This window comes from Trinickia sp. NRRL B-1857 (assembly GCF_050470685.1).
Classification (GTDB): Bacteria; Pseudomonadota; Gammaproteobacteria; order Burkholderiales; family Burkholderiaceae; genus Trinickia.
The window spans coordinates 451807-474582 of sequence record NZ_JBFLUK010000001.1; the positions used below are offsets into that span (position 1 = coordinate 451807).

Here is a 22776-nt window from a genome sequence, read left to right on the forward strand (position 1 = left end):
TGCGCGCGGTACGAAGCATTCCATGCCGAACTCGCTTACCGCAGCTCACCGTGACTTCCCTCCAGCGATGGACGGCATGATGGCCGGGCGTTGCGTTCAGACCTCGCCCCACAAATCGTGGCCGTCCGCGCCCGTGATCCTGACCGATACGAAATCGCCGGCCTTATAGCGCTTCGACGCTTTCGAGGCGGGCGCCACGTAGACGACACCGTCGATCTCGGGCGCGTCGGACGCGGTCCGGCCGATACCGCCGTCCGCATTGACTTCGTCGATGAGCACTTTGAGCGTCTTGCCGACCTTGCGTTTCAACCGGCGCGACGAGACTTCTTCCGCGACTTCCATGAAGCGGGCGCGGCGCTCCTCGCGCACTTCGTCGGGCAATGCGCCGTCGAGCTCGTTGGCAGTCGCGCCTTCGACGGGCGAGTATGCGAAACAGCCGACGCGATCGAGTTCAGCCGCACGGATGAATTCGAGCAGCGTTTCGAACTGCGCTTCGGTCTCGCCGGGGAAGCCGGCGATGAACGTGCTGCGGATCGTGAGCTCGGGGCACATACGGCGCCAGGCAGCCACGCGCTCGAGCGTACGCTCGGCGTTGGCCGGCCGCTTCATGCGTTTGAGCACTTCCGGATCGGCGTGCTGGAACGGAATGTCGAGATACGGCAGCACGTGTCCCTTGAGCGGACCCTCGGCCATCATCGGGATGATTTCGTCGACGTGCGGATACGGGTAGACATAGTGCAGCCGCACCCAAGCGCCATATTGCGCCGCGAGTTCGCCCAACGCACCGACGAGTTCCGTCATGCGCGTCTTGAGCGGACGTCCGTTCCAGAAGCCGGTTCGGAATTTGACGTCGACGCCGTAGGCACTCGTATCTTGCGAGATGACGAGCAACTCCTTCACGCCGGATTTGAAGAGGTTTTCGGCCTCGAGCATGACTTCGGCGACGGGCCGCGACACGAGATCGCCGCGCATCGACGGAATGATGCAAAACGCGCAGCGATGGTTGCAGCCTTCGGAGATTTTCAGATAGGCATAGTGACGCGGCGTGAGCTTGATGCCCGCGGCCGGTACGAGATCGACGAACGGATCGTGCGGCTTCGGCAAATGACTATGCACGGCCTGCATCACTTCGCCGACGGCATGGGGGCCGGTCACGGCGAGCACCTTCGGATGCACTTCCTCGATGAGCCCGGAGCCGCTGGCGCTCTTCTTCGCGCCGAGACACCCCGTAACGATGACCTTTCCGTTTTCGGTCAGCGCCTCGCCGATCGCATCGAGACTCTCCTGGACGGCTTCGTCGATGAAGCCGCAGGTATTGACGACGACCAGATCGGCCCCGTCATAAGTCCCCGAAATTTCATAGCCCTCGGCGCGCAGCTGCGTGATGATCTGCTCGGAATCGACGAGCGCTTTGGGGCAGCCGAGGCTGACCATCCCAATCTTGGGCGAGGCATTTGATTTCAAAGGGGAATTCATATATTACGACGCCTTGAGCGCGGCTAAACCGCTATTGTAGCGTGCCGCCATCTCGCGGCACGAACCTTCCGTCGGGCAGCCGGATGCCAGTTGTGTTCTTTGTATGATACGCAGGCGTTTCGCTCATTGTATCGGCCACGCATGAAAGCAGAGCCGGTCGCCGATGCCCTGCGTATGGCGTGGTTCCGGCGCCGCCCGGACGCTGGCGTCATTGTCCGTAGCGACAGGGGTAGCCAGTATTGCAGCGGGCTGTTCCAGGACACGCTGAAAGCCTACGGCATGCGCTCGTCGATGAGTCGGCGGCGCGATTGTTAAGACAATGCCCCGACCGAAAGCCTATGGGCCTCGCTGAAAGTTGCACGCCTGGCATGGCCGGAACCTCGCGACCCGGCGTGCGTCCATGGATGAGATCGTCGACTGCCTTGGCTTTTATAATTCGCGCCGGCGACACTCGACGCTCGACTACGTCAGCCCCATGATGTTCGAGAAAAACTAGTTCGCTGCTCAGCAGGGGCGAGCTGCATAAATCTCTCGGTTATGGGATTCGCGAGGCAGGGACAAGGTCATTTCGCAGCCCTATCCGCTTCATCGCTTAAACGTGCCCCGTCGGTCGATGAAGTGATAACTGGCGCGGCTGGATCGTTCGTCGGTACAGATCCCTTTTTCAAGACTTCTTCCAAGATCAAGCCGAAATTGTCGACCTGGGCCGGTCGTGAGGTCCGTTTCGCCATTTGCTCGACTTTTGCATGTTGCGCTTGCGCCGTGGACTTGGCGGCGAGCGGAGGTACAACGAACAGCTCGGCAGACGCCCGCTTTTTGAGCTTGTCCCAGACCGAGACGCTCCAGTAAGCGCCAGACTTGAATTGCAGGTTCTTTACTCGCTTCGCATAGCGACGGCGCACTACCAAATCGCGAGCGTTGACGTGGACACCTGTAACGTGACCAAAGCAGTACACAGACGACGCCATCGGAAATAGCAACGTGGTGCAAAGAATATCCGTGATTTGGAGGCCGACATGATTATTGCTGACGCCAAACGTTGGCAGTTCGAGGATGTGCGAAAACGGGTCACCCTTCGCTCGGTACTTTTGGGTAAAAATTGAATGGGCAACCTGATCGTTCAGTTGCGTTGTTCTGAAGTCAGCGACCATGAAGCCGCGCGCGTCCTTGCTCTCCAGATATGCTTGAAACGACCGGCAAGCATGTTGAACGGACTGGGTATAGGTTTCACGCGCCTTGAATTCAGTACCAATGCCCTTGACCCAGATGTCAGCGAGAATTCGGCACTCGTAGCGTTCAAGCAGTTCGAGAGTCTCGTCAATGAACCGCAACTGAGTCGTTGCTTTGTGTGCTTTCTTCCGAATCGCGCTTCGCAAATCGGAGCCTTTAATTTCCTCCCGAACGTCATCTAGTAGGTGGATCGACGTGAAAGAGCCGGGAAAGTATTTGCGTTTGAGCGCCAGAAATTCGCGCGTGATGTCTGACAGCGCGTCCTGCTGCACGATCAACCCCGCAATGACCAACACGGGCTGGTTGTCGGTATTGCCGGACGGCAACGCAGCGCTGTTTCCTGCTTCGTCGATGTAGCAGATGTACGTCACAGTCTTCTGTCCCCGGAAATGAAAACAGCCGCTTAAGCGGCTGTTTGGCGGCCTGTGGCCGTATTTGTCGCCGGGCTTCCCCGTTCGACGAGCGATTCAGGCATCGCCTAATCGTACTAGCAATATTAGGGGGCTGTAAGTGCAATGTCAACGACTTTGGTTGACATTTTGGGCAGTACTTCTGCCTGTGCAATTTTTGCCTTACGAATTTCGTTGCCAAAAACTTCTAGAGCATCATCTGGCGTGGCAGCCGAGGGCCCTCGATCCAACCTTATACTCCTGTCCCGAAAAGGCGAAGCCGCGAGATCTAGGGACACTACGCGCAGCTCCAAAACATGGCACGTACGAGTCGCTCCTCGCCCACACCTTCGACCCGGCAATATATTTCAAGTGACTTACGGGCAGCCGAGCGAGACGAAGCCGACCTTGGGTGCGGCCGGCGTGCCGGCAGCCGGGGTGGGCACGGCGGAAGTGGGAGTGTGCGACATGAGGTGATCCAGCGAATGGCAATGACGCCGGGCGACCAAATCATGCGCAAGGATTGACGCGCCGCCTCCCGGACTAACCGCGTATTGTACCGCGAGGCGGCATCCATTGCCGCCGCCGGAACTCGCGGCGCTCGCCGCGGCGCTGCGGCGCCGAATGCGAGCGGAGCCGGAGAAGACCTTACTTCTTCTCGGGCTCGGGGCCTTGGCCCGGCTTATTGAACGTGAACGAACTGAACATCGTCTTAGCCTGGTTCTGCATCTGCTCTTGCATCTGCACGAACATGTTCTTCGACTGCTCGATATAGCTCGTCATCATCCCTTGCATCATCGGCGCTTGCATGTTCATGAACTGCGACCACACCTCGGGATTGAGCGCATTGCCTTCGTAGAGGTTCTTCGATTGCTCGGCGAGCTTGTTTTGAATATCGATGAACGCTTGGATGTTCTTTTCCAAATAGGTGCCCATCATGCCTTGCATCGCATGACCGTAGAACCGGATGATTTGCGACAGCATCGACGAAGAAAACATCGGCACGCCACCGCTCTCCTCTTCGAGGATGATCTGGAGCAAGATGCTGCGCGTGAGATCTTCGTTGGTCTTCGCATCGATGACCTTGAAGTCCTCCTGATCGAGCACGAGCTGTTTCACGTCGCTAAGCGTGATGTATGTGCTCGTTTCGGTGTCGTAGAGCCGGCGGTTCGGGTACTTTTTAATGAATCGCTCGGCTGTTTTCTTTGTAGTCGACATGTAATGCCTTTTATGAACGCAACGCAGCGCAATAACGGCGCCCTCGTAGTCCGCCGCGTCTCCCGCAGCGAACCGGACCCCCAAACCTATACACTTTAACCCGTTTTACGCCGGCGGCAATATCGATCGCCGCCGGCGCAAAACGCATCAGCCCATGTGCAAACCGCCGTTCAGCGAGAAATCGGCGCCCGTCGAGAAACCCGACTCTTCCGAGGCCAGCCAAGCCACGATCGAGGCGATTTCCTCGGGCGTACCCAGGCGCCGAACGGGAATCGTCGCGATGATCTTTTCGAGCACGTCCGCGCGAATCGATTTCACCATATCCGTGCCGATATAGCCTGGCGATACCGTATTGACCGTCACGCCCTTGGTCGCCACTTCTTGCGCCAGCGCCATCGTGAAGCCGTGAATGCCGGCCTTGGCCGTCGAATAGTTCGTCTGCCCGAACTGACCCTTTTGCCCGTTCACGGACGAAATGTTGATGACGCGTCCGAAGCCGCGCTCCACCATGCCGTCGATCACTTGCTTCGTGACGTTAAACAGGCTCGTGAGGTTCGTATCGATGACGGCCGTCCAATCCTCGTGCGTCATCTTGCGGAACACGACGTCGCGCGTGATGCCCGCGTTGTTGACGAGCACGTCGACCTCGCCTACCTCGGCCTTCACCTTGTCGAATGCGGCTTTGGTGGATTCCCAGTCGCCGACGTTACCCTCCGACGCGACGAAATCGTAGCCGAGCGCCTTTTGTTGCTCGAGCCAAGTGACGCGGCGCGGCGAGTTCGGACCGCAACCTGCCACCACCTTGAAGCCTTGCCGATGCAGGCGCTGACAAATCCCAGTGCCGATGCCGCCCATCCCGCCCGTTACGTACGCAATACGCTGAGTCATGAGTCACGCTCCATTCCTGTTTTTCTGGGGACGCCTTGCGGCGCCCCTCCTCCGTACCGCCGCGCGCGGCCCTTCGCGGCGGCGCTTCGCGCTTCGATCAGAAGCGCTCGACCGCGAGTGCGACACCCATCCCGCCGCCAATACAAAGCGAGGCCAAACCGCGCTTCGCGTCACGCTTTTTCATCTCGTGCAGCAACGTCACGAGAATCCGGCAACCGGATGCGCCGATCGGGTGACCGATGGCGATCGCGCCGCCGTTCACGTTGATCTTCGACGTATCCCAGCCCATCTGCTTGTGGACAGCCAGCGCCTGCGCCGCGAACGCCTCGTTGATTTCCATCAGATCGAGGTCGCCCACCGACCAGCCCGCGCGCTCGAGACAACGGCGCGAAGCCGGCACCGGCCCCATCCCCATCACTTTAGGATCGACGCCTGCGTTAGCGTAGGCCTTGATGCGCGCAAGCGGCGTCAGGCCAAGTGCTTCGGCCTTTTTCGCCGACATGACGAGCACGGCCGCGGCGCCATCATTAATGCCCGATGCGTTAGCCGCCGTCACCGTGCCTTCCTTCGAGAAGGCGGGCTTCAAACTAGCGAGCGCATCCGGAGTTACGCCGTGACGAACGAATTCGTCCGTGACGAAGCTGATCGGTTCACCCTTGCGTTGCAGGATCTCGACCGGAACGATTTCGTCGTCGAAACGTCCGGCCTTTTGCGCCGCCTCGGCCTTGTTTTGCGACAGCGCGGCGAACTTGTCCTGCTCTTCGCGCGTAATGCCGTATTCCTTCGCCACATTCTCGGCCGTGATGCCCATGTGGTACTGGTTGTAGACGTCCCATAGGCCGTCGACGATCATCGTGTCGATGAGCTTGGCATCGCCCATGCGGAAGCCGTCGCGCGATCCGGGCAACACGTGCGGCGCCGCGCTCATGTTCTCTTGGCCGCCGGCAACGACGATGTCGGCGTCGCCCGCGATCACGGCATTCGCGGCCAACATCACGGCCTTCAAACCCGAGCCGCATACCTTGTTGATCGTCATGCCCGGCACGGCCGAGGGCAACCCAGCCTTGATCAGCGCCTGACGCGCCGGGTTCTGGCCTGAGCCGGCCGCGAGCACTTGGCCCAAGATGACTTCGCTCACCTGCTCGGGCTTGACGCCCGCGCGCTCGAGCACCGCGCGAACGACCGTCGCACCGAGTTCCGGTGCGGGGATCTTCGCGAGCGAGCCGCCGAACTTGCCCACGGCGGTGCGAGCGGCCGATACGATCACTACGTCAGTCATTTTGCGACTCCTTGCGGGTGAGGCGGCTCAATGAAAAGCCGCGCATCCTAGTTGGAAATCTTAGCGGGCGCGCTCAATCGCGCTCTTGAACGTAACGCCCCGGCGCGGGCTCGATGACCGGGTATTCGGCCGATCCGAGCTGCGCACGTACCTTCACCTTCTTGCCTCCGTACGGCTCGAGCCACGCCATCCAGTCGGGCCACCAACTGCCGGGCTTCTCGACGGCTTGGTCGAACCAGTCGTCCGGGTTGCCCGGCAGCGTCTTTTCATTGCCTTCGTGCGACCAATAGCTGCGCTTGCCTTTCGCCGGTGGGTTGATGACCCCCGCGATATGCCCCGACGCGCCGAGCACGAAGCGCTGGGGCCCCGTCAGCAAGGGGGCCGACGCATATGCCGTACGCCACGGCACGATATGGTCGTCGCGCGAGCCGTAGATGAACGTCGGCACGTCGATGCGCGACAAATCGAGCGCCTCGCCGCACACCGTCAACGCACCCGGCTCGCGCAACTTGTTCTCGAGGTATGTGTTGCGCAGATACCAGACGTACATCGGTCCCGGCAAATTCGTCGAATCCCCGTTCCAGTACAGCAAGTCGAACGGCGCCGGCGTGCGCCCTTTGAGATAGTTGTCGACCACGTAGTTCCATACGAGATCGTTGGGGCGTAGAAACGAGAATGCGTTGGCAAACTCGATCCCGCGCATGAGCCCCGGCGGCGCGCCGTTGCCGCCGCCGATCGCTTGCTCGCGCATGCGCACGTGGGCTTCGTCGACGAACACGTCGAGCACGCCGGTATCGGAGAAATCGAGCATCGCCGTGAGCAGCGTCATCGACGCCGCCGGATGTTCTCCGCGCGCCGCGAGCACGGCCAGCGCCGCCGCGATCATGGTGCCGCCGATGCAGAAGCCGAACGTATTGATCTGCTCTCGCCCGCTGACGCTCTTGACTACGTCGATCGCGGCAAGCACGCCGTCGTTGATGTAGTCGTCCCAGGTTTTCCCGGCGAGCGACGCATCGACATTGCGCCAGGAAATCATGAAGACCTGGTGTCCGCTCTCGAGCGCATGCGCGACGAGCGAACTCTCGGGCTGCAAATCGAGAATGTAGAACTTGTTGATGCAAGGCGGCACCATCAGCAGCGGGCGCTCGAACACGCTCGGCGTGCGCGGCTGGTACTGGATCAGCTGGATGAGCTCGTTTTCGAAGACGACGGCGCCCTCGGTCGCGCCGATGTTCTTGCCCACGACGAAGCGCGATTCGTCGCTCTGCGAAATCTTGCCGCGACGCATATCCGCCAAGAGATTCATGACGCCTTGGCGCAGGCTCTCCCCGTGCGTGTCGAGCAGCGCCTTTTGCGCTTCGGGATTCAACGCGAGAAAGTTGCTCGGCGAGGCCGCGGCGGTCCACTGTCCGACCGCGAAGCGGATCCGCTCACGCGTCTTCGCATCGGCATCGACCGCATCGGCCAACGCTTGCAGGTAGCGCGCATTGAGCAGATACCAAGCGGCCGTATAAGCGAATGCGGGCGTCGCCTTCCAGGCCTCCGAACTGAAGCGCCGATCGGGCAACTCGGGCGTCGTTTTGTCGGCGCCGCTCGCTTGTTGCAGCAGCGCGAGGCAATCGCGCGAGTAATCCGCTTGCAGCGCTTGCAGCCGCTCGGGCGGGATCGACGCGACGGGGAGCTTCATCCCCGCGAAGGCCTGCTGGGCGTCGGCCATCGAAGGCAGCCCAAGCGAGGGAATCGGCGGCATAGGCGGCATCTGAAAACCGAACGGAAACGCGCCATTGCCCGCATGGCCGTTCGGCGCTTGGCCCGCCATCGCGCCGGGCTGCGCCGCCGGCCATTTGCTCGGATCGGCAAACGAGCGCCAAGCGCCCATCCAACCCTCGAACATCCGTTGCATGTCCGCGTTGCCTGCTTCGGCTTGCTGCTCGCGGCTCGAAGACGTTTCGGTCTGAGAAGAAGTCGATCGACGTTTTGATGCAGTCATACCCGCTTTTGGCCGTGAGTCTCGGAAGACTGGTTGAGAGGCGGGCGTCGAGCATACGTGGGCGAACCCTCGCGACCCTCGCTGCGCTCACCCTTGCGAGCGGTCATTCTTGCTCCCCGCCACGAGGCATGTCAATGCTTCGGACCGATTTTGCCGCAGCGCGATAGGTTTTTTATTATCGTTTTCCCGATGTCGATCGCGAACGCGCAAGCCAAGCCCCACCGGCATGCGCGCCCGGTCGCGCACCGCCGGCCCATGCTCCGCGCGGCCGAGCCTGGGGCTTTCGCGGTATCGCTCGTTGTGCGGCGCGGGGATGCCGAGCCGCGTCAGTCGGCCAGCCAGACAAGCGCCGCCATTCGGCCCGTCACACGGTCGCGCCGATACGAATAAAAACGCTCGCGATCGGTCACCGTGCAGGCGTCCCCGCCGCTCACCCGCGTCACGCCGAGTCGCGCCAAGCGCAGACGTGCGAGCGCGTATAGATCAGCCCAATGCTTGCCGGGCGTTCCCGCGCGCGGCACGAAAGCATGAGCGGTCGCCTCGCGCTCCGCAGGCTTGGCCGCCGCCAGAAAGGCGTCGCGCACCTCGTCGCCGACTTCGAATGCCTGCGGGCCGATAGCCGGCCCCAGATACGCATGGAGCGTGTCCGGGGCGCAATTCGCGAGCTCGGCAACGCGCCGCGCGCTCTTTTCGACAATGCCGGCCACGAGGCCGCGCCAGCCCGCATGCGCCGCGCCCACCGCTCGCCCTTGCTCGTCGCTGAGCAGAACCGGCAAGCAATCGGCCACCATGACGAGACAAGCCACGCCGGGCTTCGACGTCACGCTTGCGTCGGCTCGCACCGGGACGTCCGGCGGCACTTCGTCGGCGAGCACGACCGCATCTGCGTGAACTTGTTCGAGCCATGCGGCACGCACGCCGGCAAGCGAAAGCAAACGTGCTCGATTGGCTGTCACATGAACGGGATCGTCACCGGTATGCAGACCGAGGTTCAGGCCGCCCGGCGCTTCGCCCTCGCCCGTCCAGCGGCCGTAGGGCGGCAAGCTTACGCCGCCCGCGCGCGTCGTGACGAGCGCGCGTACGCGCGGCGGCACATCCCAATCGGGACGTAGGCATTGCGCTTCGGTCAACGCCGGCGGCGCGATATCGGGTTTCATCGTCATCGGTTGTCTTAGTCGTTCGTTGAGCATCCGTCATTCGATATCGGCGTCTTCGTCCTCGTAGTCGCCCTCGAAAACGTCGGACTCGTCGTACCCCTCGTCGTCGAACTCGCCTTCTTCGAACTGAGCGGCTTCCTGCCCGAAGCCAAGCGCTTGGACGAGTTCGGCCATATCGTCGGGCAGCTCGGCCCGCCAACGTATCGGCCGTCCCGTGCCCGGGTGCACGAGCCCAAGTTGCCACGCATGAAGCGCTTGCCGCGCGAAGCCGCCCGGCAACGGCGCGCTCGAGCGGCGGCCCCGTGCGCTGCCGTACACGGGATCGCCGAGCAACGGATGCCCGGCATGCGCGCAATGCACGCGAATCTGATGGGTGCGGCCCGTCTCGAGATCGCAATGAATGGCGCTCACGGTTTGCTGTTTCCAAATCGTCTGATCGACGAGACGGAAACGCGTGCGCGCGCTTTTGCCCGAGGCCCCCGCCACCACGGCCATGCGGGTACGTTCGCGCGGATCGCGCCCGATCGGTGCGTCGATGAGGCCTTCGCCGGGCATTGCGCCCCATACGAGCGCGACATAACGGCGCTTGACGGTACGCGCCTGGAGTTGACGCACGAGATCGGTTTGCGCTTCGAGCGTACGGGCGATCACCATCAGGCCCGACGTCTCTTTGTCGAGCCGATGAACGATACCGGCGCGCGGCAATCCGGCTGCGTCGGGGTAGCGATAAAGCAGCCCGTTCAAGATCGTGCCGCTCCAATTGCCCGCGGCCGGGTGCACGACGAGGCCGGCGGGCTTATTGATGACGACAAGCGTCTCGTCCTCGTAGACGACGTCGAGCGGCACCGGCTCAGGGGTAAACGCAAGCTGCTCCGGCAGACGATCGGGGGTAAGCTCGATGCGCGCGTCGAGCGGCACCGCCTGACGCACTTTCGCCGGCGCGCCGTTCAGCAATACACGCCCGGCTTCGGTCCAGCTTTGCAAGCGGCTGCGCGAGAATTCCGGAAACACCTTGGCGAGTACTTTGTCGAGCCGCTCTCCGGCTAGCGCGGCGGGCACGAGCGCGATGCGCGGCGCGTCGTCCGGCGCATTTGCGGCGCTAAGTATGTCGGAGGCAGAGCAAGCGTTCGAGGTCTTGTCTGCGCGAGCGTCGGCGGGACTGCTGCTTCGGCTATAATCGGCGCTTTCATCGATAGGGCCGAGCATGTTGCCGGAAGGACGTGTGCGGGTCATTGAAACTGGGTCACTGAGTGAGACTGATTGCTAGGAAGCGTGGAGAAATGCGGCGAGCCTTCAACACCATGATGCGCACGGCCTCGTGCGCGGCAAGCCGCGCGGCGAAGCGTGCGGTTCAATCCGCTTCGGCCGGCCTGGCCCTTGCCGCGGCCGCGATGCTCGTGGCAGGCTGCCACGGCCTGCCGCAAAAGACCGACGAGACGGCTGGCTGGGCGAATAACAAATTATACTCGGAGGCCCAGGATGCATTGACGAGCGGCGACTGGGGCAAGTGCGCGAAATACTTCGAGGCGCTCGAAGGCCGCGACCCGTTCGGCCATTTTGCACAACAGGCGGAGATCAACGTCGCCTATTGCAATTGGAAAGACAGCGAGACGGCCGCTGCCGATGAAGCGATCGATCGCTTCATTCGACTGCACCCCGATCACCCCGACATCGCCTACGCGTACTACTTGAAGGGGATGATTCACTTCAACGACGACCTCGGCCTGTTCGGGCGCTTCTCCGGCCAGGACATGAGCGAACGCGATCCGAAATCGCTGCGCGAGTCGTACGATGCCTTCAAAGTCGTCGTGGATAAATATCCCGATAGCAAGTACGCGCCGGATGCGGCCGCTCGCATGCGCTACATCGTGAACGCACTCGCTTCCTACGAAGTGCACGCGGCCGATTACTACTATCGTCGCGGCGCATACGTGGCGGCGATCAACCGCGCGCAGTCGGCGGTCAAGGAGTACAAGAACGCCCCCGCGATCGAGGACGCGCTTCACATCATGATGCTCTCGTACACGAAGCTCAATGAGACGAAGCTTGCCGACGACACGCGCCGCGTGCTCGCCGGGACGTTCCCGGATAGCCCCTACATCACCGGCCACCCGCGCCCCGGCACGAAGAAATCCTGGTGGCAGTTCTAAGCCAAGACCGGCGAAGCGCCCACGGTTCGGCACGTTAGACCCATTAGCGGGCGCGGCGCCGAGCCAAGAAAAAACCGGCCACTTGGGCCGGTTTTTTGTCGTCTTTCGATTGGACGGGCGGGACTTGCCCGCTCAACGCTGCGCTTTGCCTTCCTCGAAAAATTCCCGCACGACCTCGATTTCGCGCGTGCGCTTGAACGGCGGGAGACTTTGCCAGATTCGCCGGCCATACGGTTTATCGACGAGGCGCGTATCGCAGATCATCAACACGCCCCGGTCGGTTTCGGCGCGAATGAGGCGGCCGGCGCCCTGCTTCAACGTAATGACCGCCTGCGGCAACTGATGCACGGCGAACGGGCTAAGCCCCTTTTTCGTCAGCGCGTCGAGCCGCGCCGATAGCACCGGATCGTCGGGCGGCGCAAACGGCAGCTTGTCGATGACGACGAGCGAAAGCGCGTCGCCGCGTACGTCCACGCCTTCCCAGAAGCTTTGGCTTCCGACTAGGATCGCGTTGCCGTAGGCACGAAAACGGTCGAGCAACTCCGTGCGGCTCGCATCGCCTTGGACGAGCAACGGCATCGCCCATCCGCGGGCCTCGATCACTTCACGCAATTTGTTCGCGATGCGATCCACCGCGCGCAACGTCGTGCAGAGGAAGAAAACGCCCCCGCCCGCCGCTTCGATGGCGGGCAACGCAGCTTCGAACACGGCGTCCGTGAAAGCCGGCGACGACGGCTGCGGCAAATTGCGAGGAACGTAAAGCAGCCCTTGCGTACCGTAATCGAAAGGACTGGGCAGCGTCATCGAACGGCGAGCGTCGAGCCCCATCTGCGCCGCATAGTGCGTGAAGTCGCCGCGCACGGACAAGGTGGCCGACGTGAAGATCCATGCGCGCGGCACCCCCGCGCGCTGCTTCGCGAAAATCGGCGCGACCGAAAGCGGCGTTTCATGGAGTTGAACGGAATGGGCGAACACTTCTACCCAGCGAATCCGTTCGTTGAAATCGGCGCCGCCGGACGGTGTTGCCGCGGACGACGCGGCCGTGGCCGCCGGCGCGGGCGTTTCCTCGGCAGGCAGCGATGTCCACCTTGAAAGCTGATCTTGCAATTCGCGCGCTCGCCGCATGCAGGCGCCGAGCGATTCCGCGCGCTCGGCCTGACCGGCAAGCGCGGCCGCGACCGCCTCCAGCGCCGCCTCGAGGGCGTCGAGCGCGCCGTACAGCGGATGATCCTCGCCTAGCTGCGCCGCGGAGACGCGAAGGGTGTCGTCTTTGAACGCGAGCCGGACGTCGCGCGCCGCGCGCTCCAGGGCCGCGCCGAGCTTAACCCATTCGACGGCGTCGCGCGCATGCGCCAAGCCCTCGGCCACCACGTCGCGTGCCAGTTCGAGCAGCTGCGCCGTCGATAGCGTTTCGCCGAAAAAGAGCGTGGCCGTCTCGGGCAGTTGGTGCGCTTCGTCGAATACGATCGTATTGGCCGTCGGCAGCAGTTCGGCCATCCCCGTGTCGCGCAACATGATGTCGGCGAAAAACAGGTGGTGGTTGACGACGACGATGTCGGCCTGCTGGGCCTCGCGCCGCGCCTGCATAACGAAGCAGTCCTTGTAGTTCGGGCACTCCTGACCGAGACAGTTTTCGCGCGTCGACGTAACCATCGACCAGACGGGGGCGGTCTCGGGCACGCTCGCGAGTTCGGCCTTGTCGCCCGTGCGCGTGATCTTGGCGAAGCGAACGATGTCCTGCAAATAGGCCGTATCTTGCCGTGACGGCAAGCGTCCATTGTCGGCCGTGCGTTGCAGATAGTAATGGCACAGGTAGTTGGCGCGCCCCTTGAGCATCGCAACGGACACCGGCACGGCGAGCGCGTCGCGCACGGTCGGCACGTCGCGCTGAAAGAGCTGATCCTGCAAGTGCTTCGTGCCCGTCGAGATGATGACCTTGCCGCCCCAGAGCATGGCGGGGACGAGATACGCAAATGTCTTGCCGGTGCCCGTGCCGGCTTCCACGATCAGCGTGTTCTCGCCGGCCGCGCCTTCCTCGGATGGGGTGTGCTCATCGCGCGCGGCACCCGCGCCCTCGGCACGCGCTTCGCCCTCGCCGCGCAAACGGCGCGCGGGGCGGCGTTGCGCCTCGAACATAGCGGGTTCGGGCATGGCGCGCCCAGACGCCTCCATGGCGGCAGCCACCGCGCACGCCATCTCGATTTGAGATGCGCGGGGCCGGTAGCCGTCGATCGTGCGCGCGAGCAGGCCGTCGTTCGCGAAAATCGCGTCGAGTTCGGCGCGCCGGCGCGGGGCGAGCGCAGCGGCAAGCGCGTGCGGCGAGCGCACGTCCTGCTTGGCGGGCGCCGTCTGCGCGGCGCCATCGGGCTGCCCCTTGGGCGATTGCGGCGCCGCGGCGAGCGGCGCCTCGTTAGAGGCATCGAGCGGTGAATTCAAGGCAAGCGTTTCCCTGCAATGACCGGCGCGAGGCGCGCGGCGCGAACGCTTGCCCGTTCGCCGCTTACGCGTGCCCGTCCGGTTCGAGCTGCAATTGCAGCAACAAGATGTCGTCTTTGACCTTGAGCTTGCGTTTTTTCAGACGCCTTAGCTCAAGGTCGGTGATGTCCGAGGAGACCGCCAGTTTATCGATCATGCGATCGAGTTCGCTATGCTCCGATTGCAGTTGCAAAATACGATCGCGAAGCGTGTTCGGTTGGATCGCCTGATGGCCACGCATGGTCGACTCCTCGGTTCGTTGGGCGCGCCTCCCGCTCCTTGCGGCTAACACGCCCGAGGTTACCGTCCACCAGCAAAACCGCTATGCCTCAGTCGCTGTCCTGCTGCTCCTGTTGCAGACGCTTTTGCTGTTCCTGCTGCTGCTTCTGTTCCTGCTGCTGTTCTTGCGCTTTTTGCGCAGCCTGCTTCTGGCGCGCTTCCACATCGGTCTTGTGCTGCGCCGCATCCGTCTGCTTTTGCGCAAATCGCGCTGCTCGATCGGCTCGCTCGGCCGCGTCCTTCGCCGCGTTCTGCCGGGCCTGATCGAGCTTGCGCTGATAGTCCGACTGCTTGTTGCCGAAAGCCGCCTGATTGGCCGCGCGCTGCGGCGCCTCGGCGCCGCGCTGAGCTTGATCGAGCTCGTGCTGACGCTGCTTTTGCTCGTACGCCTGGGTATTGGCCGCCGCCGTCGCCTCGCGCTGCGGCGCTTGCTGCTCGTCGCGTGCGCGACGCAGCGCGTCTTGCTCGTCGCGTTGCTGCGCATGCGCGGCCCGGCGCTCGTCGTCAAGCGCGAGCTGTTCGGCGTGGATACGCCCGCGCGCGGTGCGCATCTTGTCGCGCGCGCGGTCTAGGCAGGCATTGACGAAAAACTTGCTATAGCAGTTGTGCGCTGCGACACCGTATTCGTACTCGTTTTCAGCGGTGCGGGTGTCAAGCGCCTGCTGGCGCGCCTGGAAATCGCGCGTGCGTGCGGCCGCCGCGTCGCTTGCGGGCGCGTCGGCCGGTGCGACTTGTGCAATGGCGGCCGGCATCGCGAACGAACACGCGAGCGCCGTCGCGGCGAGAGTCGCGGCACGCAGAACAAAGGAAAAACGGGAGGTTGGCAACGTCGTAGGCGGGGATCGGAACATGGTCGAAATTCTAACACCCACGCCCGACCGCCCGGGCATTTGTGGCAAAATGCGCCGCTTCAGCAACCCGGCCGCCGGCCGGCGTTTCCCCATTTTCGGGGCACGCTACCGGGGCCCCGCAGCCAAACGCTTCTATGACGGACACCGTAGCACTCAAGATCGTACAGCGCATCGCGACCGAACTGACCGTGCAGCCGCGCCAAGTCGCCGCGGCCGTGCAACTGCTCGACGAAGGCGCGACAGTCCCGTTCATCGCCCGCTACCGCAAGGAAGTCACGGACAACCTCGACGATACGCAACTGCGCCACCTCGAAGAGCGCCTGCTTTATCTTCGCGAAATGGAAGAGCGGCGCGCCACGATCCTCGCGAGCATCGAGGAACAAGGCAAGCTGACCGACGAGCTGCGCACGGCCATCGATATTGCCGACAGCAAACAAGCCCTCGAAGACCTCTATCTGCCCTACAAGCCCAAGCGCCGCACACGCGCGCAAATTGCGCGCGAGGCGGGGCTCGAACCGCTCGCGCAGGCGCTCTTGGCCGATCCGCGCCTGGATCCGCAAACGGAAGCGGCAGCGTATGTCAACGCCGAAAAAGGCGTGGCGGACGTCAAAGCGGCGCTCGACGGCGCGCGCGACATCCTTTCGGAGCAGTTCGGCGAAACGGCGGAATTGCTCGGCAAGCTGCGCGAGTACCTGACCGAGCGCGGCATCGTTTCCTCGTCGGTCGTGGAAGGCAAGGAAAACGAGGAAGGCGAGAAATTCCGCGATTACTACGATTACGCCGAAACCTGGAAAACGGTGCCCTCGCACCGTGCGCTCGCGTTGTTCCGCGGCCGCAATGCCGGCGTGTTGATGATCAAGCTCGGACTCGGCGAGGAGCTCGACGCGCAGGTGCCGCATCCCTGCGAGGCGATCATTGCTCGCCACGCCGGCATCTCGAATCAAAACCGCCCGGCCGACAAGTGGCTTTCCGACGTCTGCCGCTGGTCCTGGCGCGTGAAAGTGCAGCCGCACCTGGAAAACGAACTGCTCACGCAGTTGCGCGAAGCCGCCGAGCATGAAGCGATTCGCGTGTTCGCGCGCAATCTGAAGGATTTGCTGCTGGCCGCGCCGGCAGGCCCGAAGGCCGTGATCGGCCTCGATCCGGGTCTGCGCACCGGGGTCAAGGTGGCCGTCGTCGACCGCACGGGCAAGCTGCTCGCGACCGATACGATCTACCCGCACGAGCCCCGTCGCGACTGGGACGGCTCTCTCGCCAAGCTCGCCCGACTCGCGGCTCAAACGCAGGCCGAGCTGATCAGCATCGGCAACGGCACGGCATCGCGCGAAACGGACAAGTTGGCGAGCGAACTCATCGCCCGCCACCCTGAACTGAAGCTGCAAAAGATCGTCGTTTCCGAGGCCGGCGCCTCGGTTTATTCGGCGTCCGAACTCGCCGCCAAGGAATTTCCGGATCTCGACGTCTCGCTGCGCGGCGCCGTGTCGATCGCGCGTCGCCTTCAAGATCCGCTCGCCGAACTCGTGAAGATCGAACCGAAGGCGATCGGCGTCGGCCAATACCAGCACGACGTCAATCAGCGTGAGCTCGCCCGCTCGCTCGATGCGGTGGTGGAAGACTGCGTGAACGCGGTTGGCGTCGATGCCAATACCGCGTCGATCGCCTTGCTCGCCCGCGTCTCGGGGCTAAACAGCACACTCGCGCGCAACATCGTCGAGTTTCGCGATGCGAACGGCCCCTTCCCCTCGCGCGAACACCTTCGCAAAGTGCCTCGCCTCGGCGACAAGACGTTCGAGCAAGCAGCCGGCTTCTTGCGTATCAACGGCGGCGAGAACCCGCTCGACCGGTCCTCGGTGCACCCGGAAGCCTATCCGGTCGTCGAGCGCATGCTCGCGAAAATTCGCAAGCAGATCGGCGACGTCCTCGGCAATCGCGAAGCGCTGAGCGGTTTGTCGCCCACCGAGTTCGTCGATGAACGTTTCGGCCTGCCGACCGTGCGCGACATCCTCTCCGAGCTCGAGAAGCCGGGCCGCGATCCGCGCCCCGAATTCAAGACGGCCACGTTCCGCGAAGGCGTCGAGAAAATCTCCGATCTGACGCCTGGCATGGTCCTCGAAGGCGTCGTCACGAACGTCGCCGCATTCGGCGCGTTCGTCGATATCGGCGTGCATCAAGACGGGCTCGTTCACGTCTCGGCGATGTCGACCAAGTTCATCAAGGATCCACACGAGGTCGTCAAAGCCGGCCAGGTCGTCAAGGTCAAGGTGATCGACGTCGACGTCAAACGCCAGCGCATCGCATTGACGATGCGGCTTGCCGACGACGCGGCCCCCGCCTCGCGCGACGAGCGCGGCGGCAGCCGTCCGGGAGGAGCGTCGCGCCCGCAGCAGCGTACGCGCGAGGCGGAACCGGCGGGCGCGATGGCGGCGGCGTTCGCCAAGCTCAAACAGCGCTAAACCGGCGCGTGCTCAGCGAGGGCATGCTACTGCCGACATTGCGTCGGGTGTGGCGTTCCCCCTGAGCCCGCTCACTCCATCGGACGTGCGATTCCGCATAGGGCGGATCAGATGTTCTCGAAATCCGTCGGTAGCGCTATCGAATTGCGCAAGCCATGCTGGGTCGCAGTGTCAGCATATGCCGCAGCATTGACCACTGCGTCCTCAAGGGTCCATACCTGATTGCGGTAGTAATAGCTTGAGGACGTAGTCCAATGATCAATACCCGCCTTCACGCCCGGCAATAACGTCTTCTTCCCGTCGTTAGTGCTGAATACGGGAAACCAGCGACTAAGCGTGCTGCCGCTACGTCCAAGACACACAAAGTAATGCCCCCCCTGAACGGGTACAGCATTGTGCGACACCTCGCTGTTACCGAATTTTGCGGGATCGAGAAAAAGGACCAAACCTTCCTTGATCTCGTCGTGATAATCGTGAGAGGTATTCAGATCGGACATGACTTCACTCCAGGAGTCGAAAGGGATACGCGATGACCCAGCCGACCATCGGACTATCCACGTCGATAGAACCGGGATCGAGCACCTGTGAAGGTGCCGACGCGTCAGTACACGATTGCTACGACCAGTGCTCAACGCAAAAGAGTCGGCGGGTGTAACGACGATAGCGGGCCCGTGCAGCGAGAAAAATGGTGCATTCGCCCTATCACGAGTCGTGTCACGTTCCGCACTGCCAAGACAGGTATTCGGCACCTGTATTCCGGGCTTAGCGGTGTATAGCGGAGGGGTGGAAGACGATCCGGCCACCGGCCGGCACTGACATGACGTATTCGTGCGCGTCGCGGTCATAGTGCTCATGCCGAGTGCGAACGGGCGCATGAACAAAAAAGCCGCGTCTCATCGAACGCGGCTTTTTTTGTTCCTGCGGGATGGGCGACGCAGCACGTCGCCATCTTGCTTTAAATCTCGATCTTCGTTCCGAGTTCTACCACGCGGTTAGCCGGAATGCGGAAGAAGTCGGTCGGCTTGGCGGCGTTCTGGTGCATCCAAGCAAAGATGCGCTCGCGCAGGATCGACATGCCCGGCAGTTGCGTCGGCACGACCGTTTCGCGCGCCAGGAAGAACGACGTATCCATAAGTTCGAATTGCATGCCGCACATGCGTTCGAGCTCGAATAGAACCGCTTTGACGTCCGGCGTTTCGTTGAAGCCGTACACGGCCCGGACGAGATATAAGCCGCCGCCGACGTCCTTGAGCGTGATGCGCTCGTCGTCCTTGACGTAAGGAATGTCGCGCGTGACGAACGTCAAAAAGATCGTTCGCTCGTGCAGCACTTTGTTGTGCTTCAGGTTATGCAGCAAGCTCACCGGAACGAGCGAGTCGCTGCCCGTCAAATAAATCGCCGTACCCGACACACGATGCGGCGGGTGCGCCAACAGCCCCTGCACGAACGGCGCCAGCGGAATACCGTCGGCTGCCGTACGCTCCTTCACGAGCAAGCGGCCCTTGTACCACGTCATCAGCAGGAAGAACAGCAAGGCGCCGATACCGAGCGGCAGCCAGCCCCCTTCGGCGACCTTCAGTAAGTTCGCCCCGAAGAATGCGACGTCCACCGTCATGAATGCGGCGATGATGACGGCCACGAGCGCTTTGTTCCAGTTCCACACCTTGACCATCACGACGCAGGCCAGCACGGTCGTCATGACCATCGTCGTCGTGACCGCGATGCCGTACGCGGCGGCAAGATTGTCGGAGCTCTTGAAAGCAAGTACGACGCACAAAATGATGAACAGCAGCAGCCAGTTCACGACAGGCACGTAGATCTGGCCGATCGCCAGTTCGGAGGTGTGAAGCACCTTCATCCGCGGCACGTAGCCGAGTTGGATGGCTTGGCTCGTCAGCGAATAGGCGCCCGAGATCACGGCTTGCGAGGCGATCACCGTCGCCACGGTGGACAAGACAACCAACGGCAAGAGCGCCCATTGCGGCGCCATCAGAAAGAACGGATTTTCGATTGCCTTCGGGTTTTGCATCAGCAAAGCGCCTTGCCCGAAGTAATTGAGCACGAGCGCCGGCATGACAAGCAGGTACCACGCAAGACGGATCGGCCGCGCACCGAAGTGTCCCATGTCGGCATACAGCGCCTCCGCGCCCGTCAGCACGAGGAAAACCGATCCCAGCACGACATACGCTTGGAGCATATGCGCGTGCATGAAAGAAAACGCGTAATACGGGTTGAGCGCGGCGATGATTTGCGGCGCGTGCATGATGTGGTGAACGCCGAGAACGGCCAGCGTCGCGAACCAGACCAGCATGATCGGGCCGAAGAGCTTGCCCACGAGCGACGTGCCGTGGCGCTGAATCCAAAATAGCGCGACCAGGATCACCATCGTGATCGGCAAGACGAGATGCGAGAGTTGCGGCGTGGCGATCTCGAGCCCTTCCACCGCCGAAATAACCGAGATAGCGGGCGTAATGACGGCGTCGCCATAGAACATACAGGCGCCGAAAATGCCGAGCATCATCAGGAAGCCCGCGAAGCGCGATTTCGTCGAGAACGGCCGCAGGGAGAGCGCCATCAAGGCGAGTACGCCGCCCTCGCCGTTGTTGTCCGCCCGCATCACGAACAGGACGTACTTGATCGACACCACGAAAATAATTGCCCAGAACAGCAGCGAAATCACGCCGAGAATCGAATGATCGGTCAACGCGATACCGTGGGCGGGACTGAACGCTTCTTTGAGCGAATACAGCGGACTTGTGCCGATATCTCCGAAGACGACGCCAATCGCCGCTAGCGCAAGCGACGGCAAAGAATGCTGTCGAAGATCGTCGTGGTTGTTGTCTGTCATAAACGCGACCGGGTGGTACCCGGATAAGCCGAGAGCGAGCGCTATTCTAGCGGTGCAACGATGGGGAATACAGACAAAAAGAGCGGAGTCAGTCGACTCCGCTCAATTGTCGGTGCAGTCACGAATGCCGTAGTCAGACTAAACGCAAATTACGTGCCGGACGGCATATTTTGGGCAACGCCGCGCTTGATCCAGGCGCCAAGATTATGGGGCCGGACCGTATCCCATTCCTCGAACGGCTGGTGAATCCACGGGTTTGTGGCCAAATGCTGGACAAAGTAGTCCGGCTTGACCTTCGAGCAGGCCTTATACCAAAGCACGGCCGAGCGCACCGCCGTGACGGCCGGATAGCGCTCCTTCAGATGCTGCTGCACGCGCGCGAGCGTCACGCCCGAATCGACGAGATCGTCGACGAGCAACACGTTGCCAGACAGATCGCCGCGCGTCATCGTGATGTACTGCGCGATATCGAGGTCGCCCTGCTGCGTGCCCGCCGCTTCGCGATAGGAACTCGTCGCGAGAATCGCAAGCGGCAGGTCGTAGATGCGCGAAAGTTGATCGCCGACGCGCAGCCCGCCTCGCGCCAGACACAGGATGTTGTCGAACTTCCATCCCGACTCGTGCACGCCGAGCGCCAACAACTCGATGAGCCGGTGGTATTCGTCCCAGCTCACCCAGAGGTTTTTGTCGTCGTTGCGAGGATCCGTCATCGCGATCATCGTCATGTTCTGCGTCATCGATTAGACCTTGAACGGATGGCGCAACAAGATCGTTTCGTCGCGATCCGGCCCCGTCGAAACCATATCGATCGGCACACCGGCGACTTCTTGCACGCGCGTGAGGTACGCCTGCGCGTTGGCCGGCAGTTGGCTCCATTGCGTGATACCGATCGTGCTTTCCTTCCAGCCGCCGAACGTCTCGTACACGGGCTCGCAGCGCGCCACTTCAGCCGCGCCGCGCGGCAGTAGATCGGCGCTCTTGCCGTCCACCTTGTAACCGACGCAAAGCTTCACTTCTTCGAGGCCGTCGAGCACGTCGAGCTTCGTCATGCAAAGTCCCGACACGCCGTTGATCTGAATCGAGCGGCGCAGCGCGGCAGCGTCGAGCCAGCCGGTGCGGCGCGGACGGCCCGTCACCGAACCGAATTCCTTGCCGACGTTGGCCAGCGTCACGCCCACGGCTTCCTGGCGCTGGGGATTGTCCGCGTCATAAAGTTCGCTCGGGAACGGACCCGAACCGACGCGCGTGCAGTACGCCTTCGTAATACCGAGGATGTAATGCAGCTTCTGCGGCCCCACCCCGGCGCCCGCCGAAGCGGCACCCGCCACGCAGTTGCTCGACGTGACGAACGGATAGGTACCGTGATCGATGTCGAGCAGCGTGCCTTGTGCGCCTTCGAACAACAGATTGCGGCCGGCCTCGTTTTCCTCGTACAGGCGACGCGATACGTCGGTGACCATCGGCGCGAGACGCTCGGCGTAACCCAGCATCGTGTCCAGCGTTTGCTGAAAATCGACGGCGGCGGCGCCCAGGTATTGGGTCAGCACGAAATTATGGAAATCGAGGTTTTCGCGCAGGCGGTCGGCGAACGTCTGGGGCAAGAACAAGTCCTGCACGCGCAGTGCGCGGCGCCCCACTTTGTCTTCGTATGCCGGCCCGATGCCGCGCCCGGTCGTACCGATCTTGCCGGCACCGCGACGCGCTTCGCGGGCCTGATCGATCGCCACGTGGTACGGGAGAATCAGCGTCGTTGCCTCGGAGATGAACAGACGACGGCTCACGTCGAGGCCTGCGCCTTCGAGCTCGTCGATCTCCTTGAACAGCGCCTCGGGGGACAGCACCACGCCGTTGCCGATGTAGCAAGCGACGCCGGCGCGCATGATGCCCGACGGAATCAAGCGCAAAATCGTCTTCTTGCCGCCGATGATGAGCGTGTGCCCGGCATTGTGGCCGCCCTGGAAACGTACGACGCCTTGCGCGTGGTCCGTCAGCCAGTCGACGATCTTGCCCTTGCCTTCATCACCCCATTGAGTCCCGACGACGACGACGTTGCGTCCCTGGGCTGCATTCACTGCGCTGGCAGACATGTTGTT

17 protein-coding genes and 1 pseudogene are annotated in these 22776 nt (G+C 62.5%); 3 read left to right on the top strand and 15 right to left on the bottom strand.

Going from position 1 to position 22776, the window contains the following annotated elements; all coding sequences use genetic code 11:
• Positions 1–96: 96 nt before the first annotated feature.
• On the bottom strand, positions 97–1476 hold the full coding sequence (gene rimO, locus AB1286_RS02090) for a 30S ribosomal protein S12 methylthiotransferase RimO (RefSeq protein ID WP_430361701.1): 1380 nt from the start codon (positions 1474–1476) through the stop codon (positions 97–99).
• Positions 1477–1611: 135 nt separating this feature from the next.
• Between rimO and AB1286_RS02095 the strand changes: the two are divergent.
• Positions 1612–1972, top strand: a pseudogene (locus tag AB1286_RS02095) (DDE-type integrase/transposase/recombinase); the annotation flags it as partial.
• A 67-nt stretch (positions 1973–2039) separates the two neighbouring features.
• Here AB1286_RS02095 and AB1286_RS02100 read toward each other — a convergent pair.
• The 7 genes from AB1286_RS02100 to AB1286_RS02130 form a co-directional block, all read right to left on the bottom strand.
• The gene (locus AB1286_RS02100; protein ID WP_430361702.1) at positions 2040–3077 is read right to left on the bottom strand and encodes a DUF3800 domain-containing protein; all 1038 of its coding nucleotides are present in this window, start codon (positions 3075–3077) and stop codon (positions 2040–2042) included.
• Between the two features lie 666 nt (positions 3078–3743).
• Positions 3744–4313 (bottom strand): polyhydroxyalkanoate synthesis repressor PhaR, encoded by a 570-nt coding sequence (phaR, locus tag AB1286_RS02105; RefSeq protein WP_430361703.1) that lies wholly within the window; start codon positions 4311–4313, stop codon positions 3744–3746.
• Positions 4314–4460: 147 nt separating this feature from the next.
• Entirely contained in the window at positions 4461–5201 is a 741-nt protein-coding gene (locus AB1286_RS02110; protein WP_430361704.1) for a 3-ketoacyl-ACP reductase, read from the bottom strand.
• 97 nt (positions 5202–5298) lie between these two features.
• The gene (locus tag AB1286_RS02115) at positions 5299–6480 is read right to left on the bottom strand and encodes an acetyl-CoA C-acetyltransferase (protein WP_430361705.1); all 1182 of its coding nucleotides are present in this window, start codon (positions 6478–6480) and stop codon (positions 5299–5301) included.
• A 73-nt stretch (positions 6481–6553) separates the two neighbouring features.
• Positions 6554–8383 (bottom strand): class I poly(R)-hydroxyalkanoic acid synthase, encoded by a 1830-nt coding sequence (gene phaC, locus AB1286_RS02120; protein WP_430364965.1) that lies wholly within the window; start codon positions 8381–8383, stop codon positions 6554–6556.
• Positions 8384–8796: 413 nt separating this feature from the next.
• Positions 8797–9633 (bottom strand): peptidoglycan editing factor PgeF, encoded by an 837-nt coding sequence (pgeF, locus tag AB1286_RS02125; RefSeq protein WP_430364966.1) that lies wholly within the window; start codon positions 9631–9633, stop codon positions 8797–8799.
• A gap of 30 nt (positions 9634–9663) precedes the next feature.
• Entirely contained in the window at positions 9664–10860 is a 1197-nt protein-coding gene (locus AB1286_RS02130) for an RluA family pseudouridine synthase (protein WP_430361706.1), read from the bottom strand.
• 71 nt (positions 10861–10931) lie between these two features.
• Here AB1286_RS02130 and AB1286_RS02135 point away from each other — a divergent pair, with 71 nt between their 5' ends.
• Positions 10932–11777, top strand: a complete 846-nt coding sequence (locus AB1286_RS02135; protein WP_430364967.1) for an outer membrane protein assembly factor BamD — start codon at positions 10932–10934, stop codon at positions 11775–11777.
• A gap of 132 nt (positions 11778–11909) precedes the next feature.
• Here AB1286_RS02135 and AB1286_RS02140 read toward each other — a convergent pair whose 3' ends face one another.
• The 3 genes from AB1286_RS02140 to AB1286_RS02150 form a co-directional block, all read right to left on the bottom strand.
• Positions 11910–14213, bottom strand: coding sequence for an ATP-dependent DNA helicase (locus AB1286_RS02140; protein ID WP_430361707.1), 2304 nt, complete (start codon positions 14211–14213; stop codon positions 11910–11912).
• A gap of 64 nt (positions 14214–14277) precedes the next feature.
• Entirely contained in the window at positions 14278–14493 is a 216-nt protein-coding gene (locus AB1286_RS02145) for a DUF465 domain-containing protein (RefSeq protein ID WP_430361708.1), read from the bottom strand.
• Positions 14494–14581: 88 nt separating this feature from the next.
• Positions 14582–15382, bottom strand: a complete 801-nt coding sequence (locus tag AB1286_RS02150; RefSeq protein ID WP_430361709.1) for a colicin transporter — start codon at positions 15380–15382, stop codon at positions 14582–14584.
• 134 nt (positions 15383–15516) lie between these two features.
• Between AB1286_RS02150 and AB1286_RS02155 the strand changes: the two genes are divergently transcribed.
• Positions 15517–17835 (top strand): Tex family protein, encoded by a 2319-nt coding sequence (locus AB1286_RS02155; RefSeq protein WP_430361710.1) that lies wholly within the window; start codon positions 15517–15519, stop codon positions 17833–17835.
• Between the two features lie 107 nt (positions 17836–17942).
• Here the strand turns inward: AB1286_RS02155 and AB1286_RS02160 are convergent, their stop codons facing one another.
• From AB1286_RS02160 to AB1286_RS02175, 4 genes are all read right to left on the bottom strand, one after another.
• Complete coding sequence (locus AB1286_RS02160; protein ID WP_430361711.1) at positions 17943–18332, bottom strand: hypothetical protein; 390 nt, start codon at positions 18330–18332, stop codon at positions 17943–17945.
• A gap of 458 nt (positions 18333–18790) precedes the next feature.
• The gene (locus tag AB1286_RS02165; protein WP_430361712.1) at positions 18791–20683 is read right to left on the bottom strand and encodes a potassium transporter Kup; all 1893 of its coding nucleotides are present in this window, start codon (positions 20681–20683) and stop codon (positions 18791–18793) included.
• Between the two features lie 149 nt (positions 20684–20832).
• Complete coding sequence (locus AB1286_RS02170) at positions 20833–21420, bottom strand: phosphoribosyltransferase (RefSeq protein WP_430361713.1); 588 nt, start codon at positions 21418–21420, stop codon at positions 20833–20835.
• A 3-nt stretch (positions 21421–21423) separates the two neighbouring features.
• Positions 21424–22770 carry an adenylosuccinate synthase gene (locus AB1286_RS02175; protein WP_430361714.1) on the bottom strand — a complete coding sequence of 449 codons (1347 nt, stop codon included), beginning with the start codon at positions 22768–22770 and terminating at the stop codon, positions 21424–21426.
• Positions 22771–22776 lie beyond the last annotated feature (6 nt).

Coding starts and splice junctions, on each gene's coding strand:
- phaC (WP_430364965.1), bottom strand. CDS start 8,383: ATGCAACGGATGTTCGAGGGTTGGATGGGCGCTTGGCGCTCGTTTGCC.
- AB1286_RS02175 (WP_430361714.1), bottom strand. CDS start 22,770: ATGTCTGCCAGCGCAGTGAATGCAGCCCAGGGACGCAACGTCGTCGTC.
- pgeF (WP_430364966.1), bottom strand. CDS start 9,633: ATGACGATGAAACCCGATATCGCGCCGCCGGCGTTGACCGAAGCGCAA.
- AB1286_RS02155 (WP_430361710.1), top strand. CDS start 15,517: ATGACGGACACCGTAGCACTCAAGATCGTACAGCGCATCGCGACCGAA.
- AB1286_RS02150 (WP_430361709.1), bottom strand. CDS start 15,382: ATGTTCCGATCCCCGCCTACGACGTTGCCAACCTCCCGTTTTTCCTTT.
- AB1286_RS02170 (WP_430361713.1), bottom strand. CDS start 21,420: ATGACGCAGAACATGACGATGATCGCGATGACGGATCCTCGCAACGAC.
- AB1286_RS02115 (WP_430361705.1), bottom strand. CDS start 6,480: ATGACTGACGTAGTGATCGTATCGGCCGCTCGCACCGCCGTGGGCAAG.
- phaR (WP_430361703.1), bottom strand. CDS start 4,313: ATGTCGACTACAAAGAAAACAGCCGAGCGATTCATTAAAAAGTACCCG.
- rimO (WP_430361701.1), bottom strand. CDS start 1,476: ATGAATTCCCCTTTGAAATCAAATGCCTCGCCCAAGATTGGGATGGTC.
- AB1286_RS02165 (WP_430361712.1), bottom strand. CDS start 20,683: ATGACAGACAACAACCACGACGATCTTCGACAGCATTCTTTGCCGTCG.
- AB1286_RS02110 (WP_430361704.1), bottom strand. CDS start 5,201: ATGACTCAGCGTATTGCGTACGTAACGGGCGGGATGGGCGGCATCGGC.
- AB1286_RS02160 (WP_430361711.1), bottom strand. CDS start 18,332: ATGTCCGATCTGAATACCTCTCACGATTATCACGACGAGATCAAGGAA.
- AB1286_RS02145 (WP_430361708.1), bottom strand. CDS start 14,493: ATGCGTGGCCATCAGGCGATCCAACCGAACACGCTTCGCGATCGTATT.
- AB1286_RS02135 (WP_430364967.1), top strand. CDS start 10,932: ATGCGCACGGCCTCGTGCGCGGCAAGCCGCGCGGCGAAGCGTGCGGTT.
- AB1286_RS02130 (WP_430361706.1), bottom strand. CDS start 10,860: ATGACCCGCACACGTCCTTCCGGCAACATGCTCGGCCCTATCGATGAA.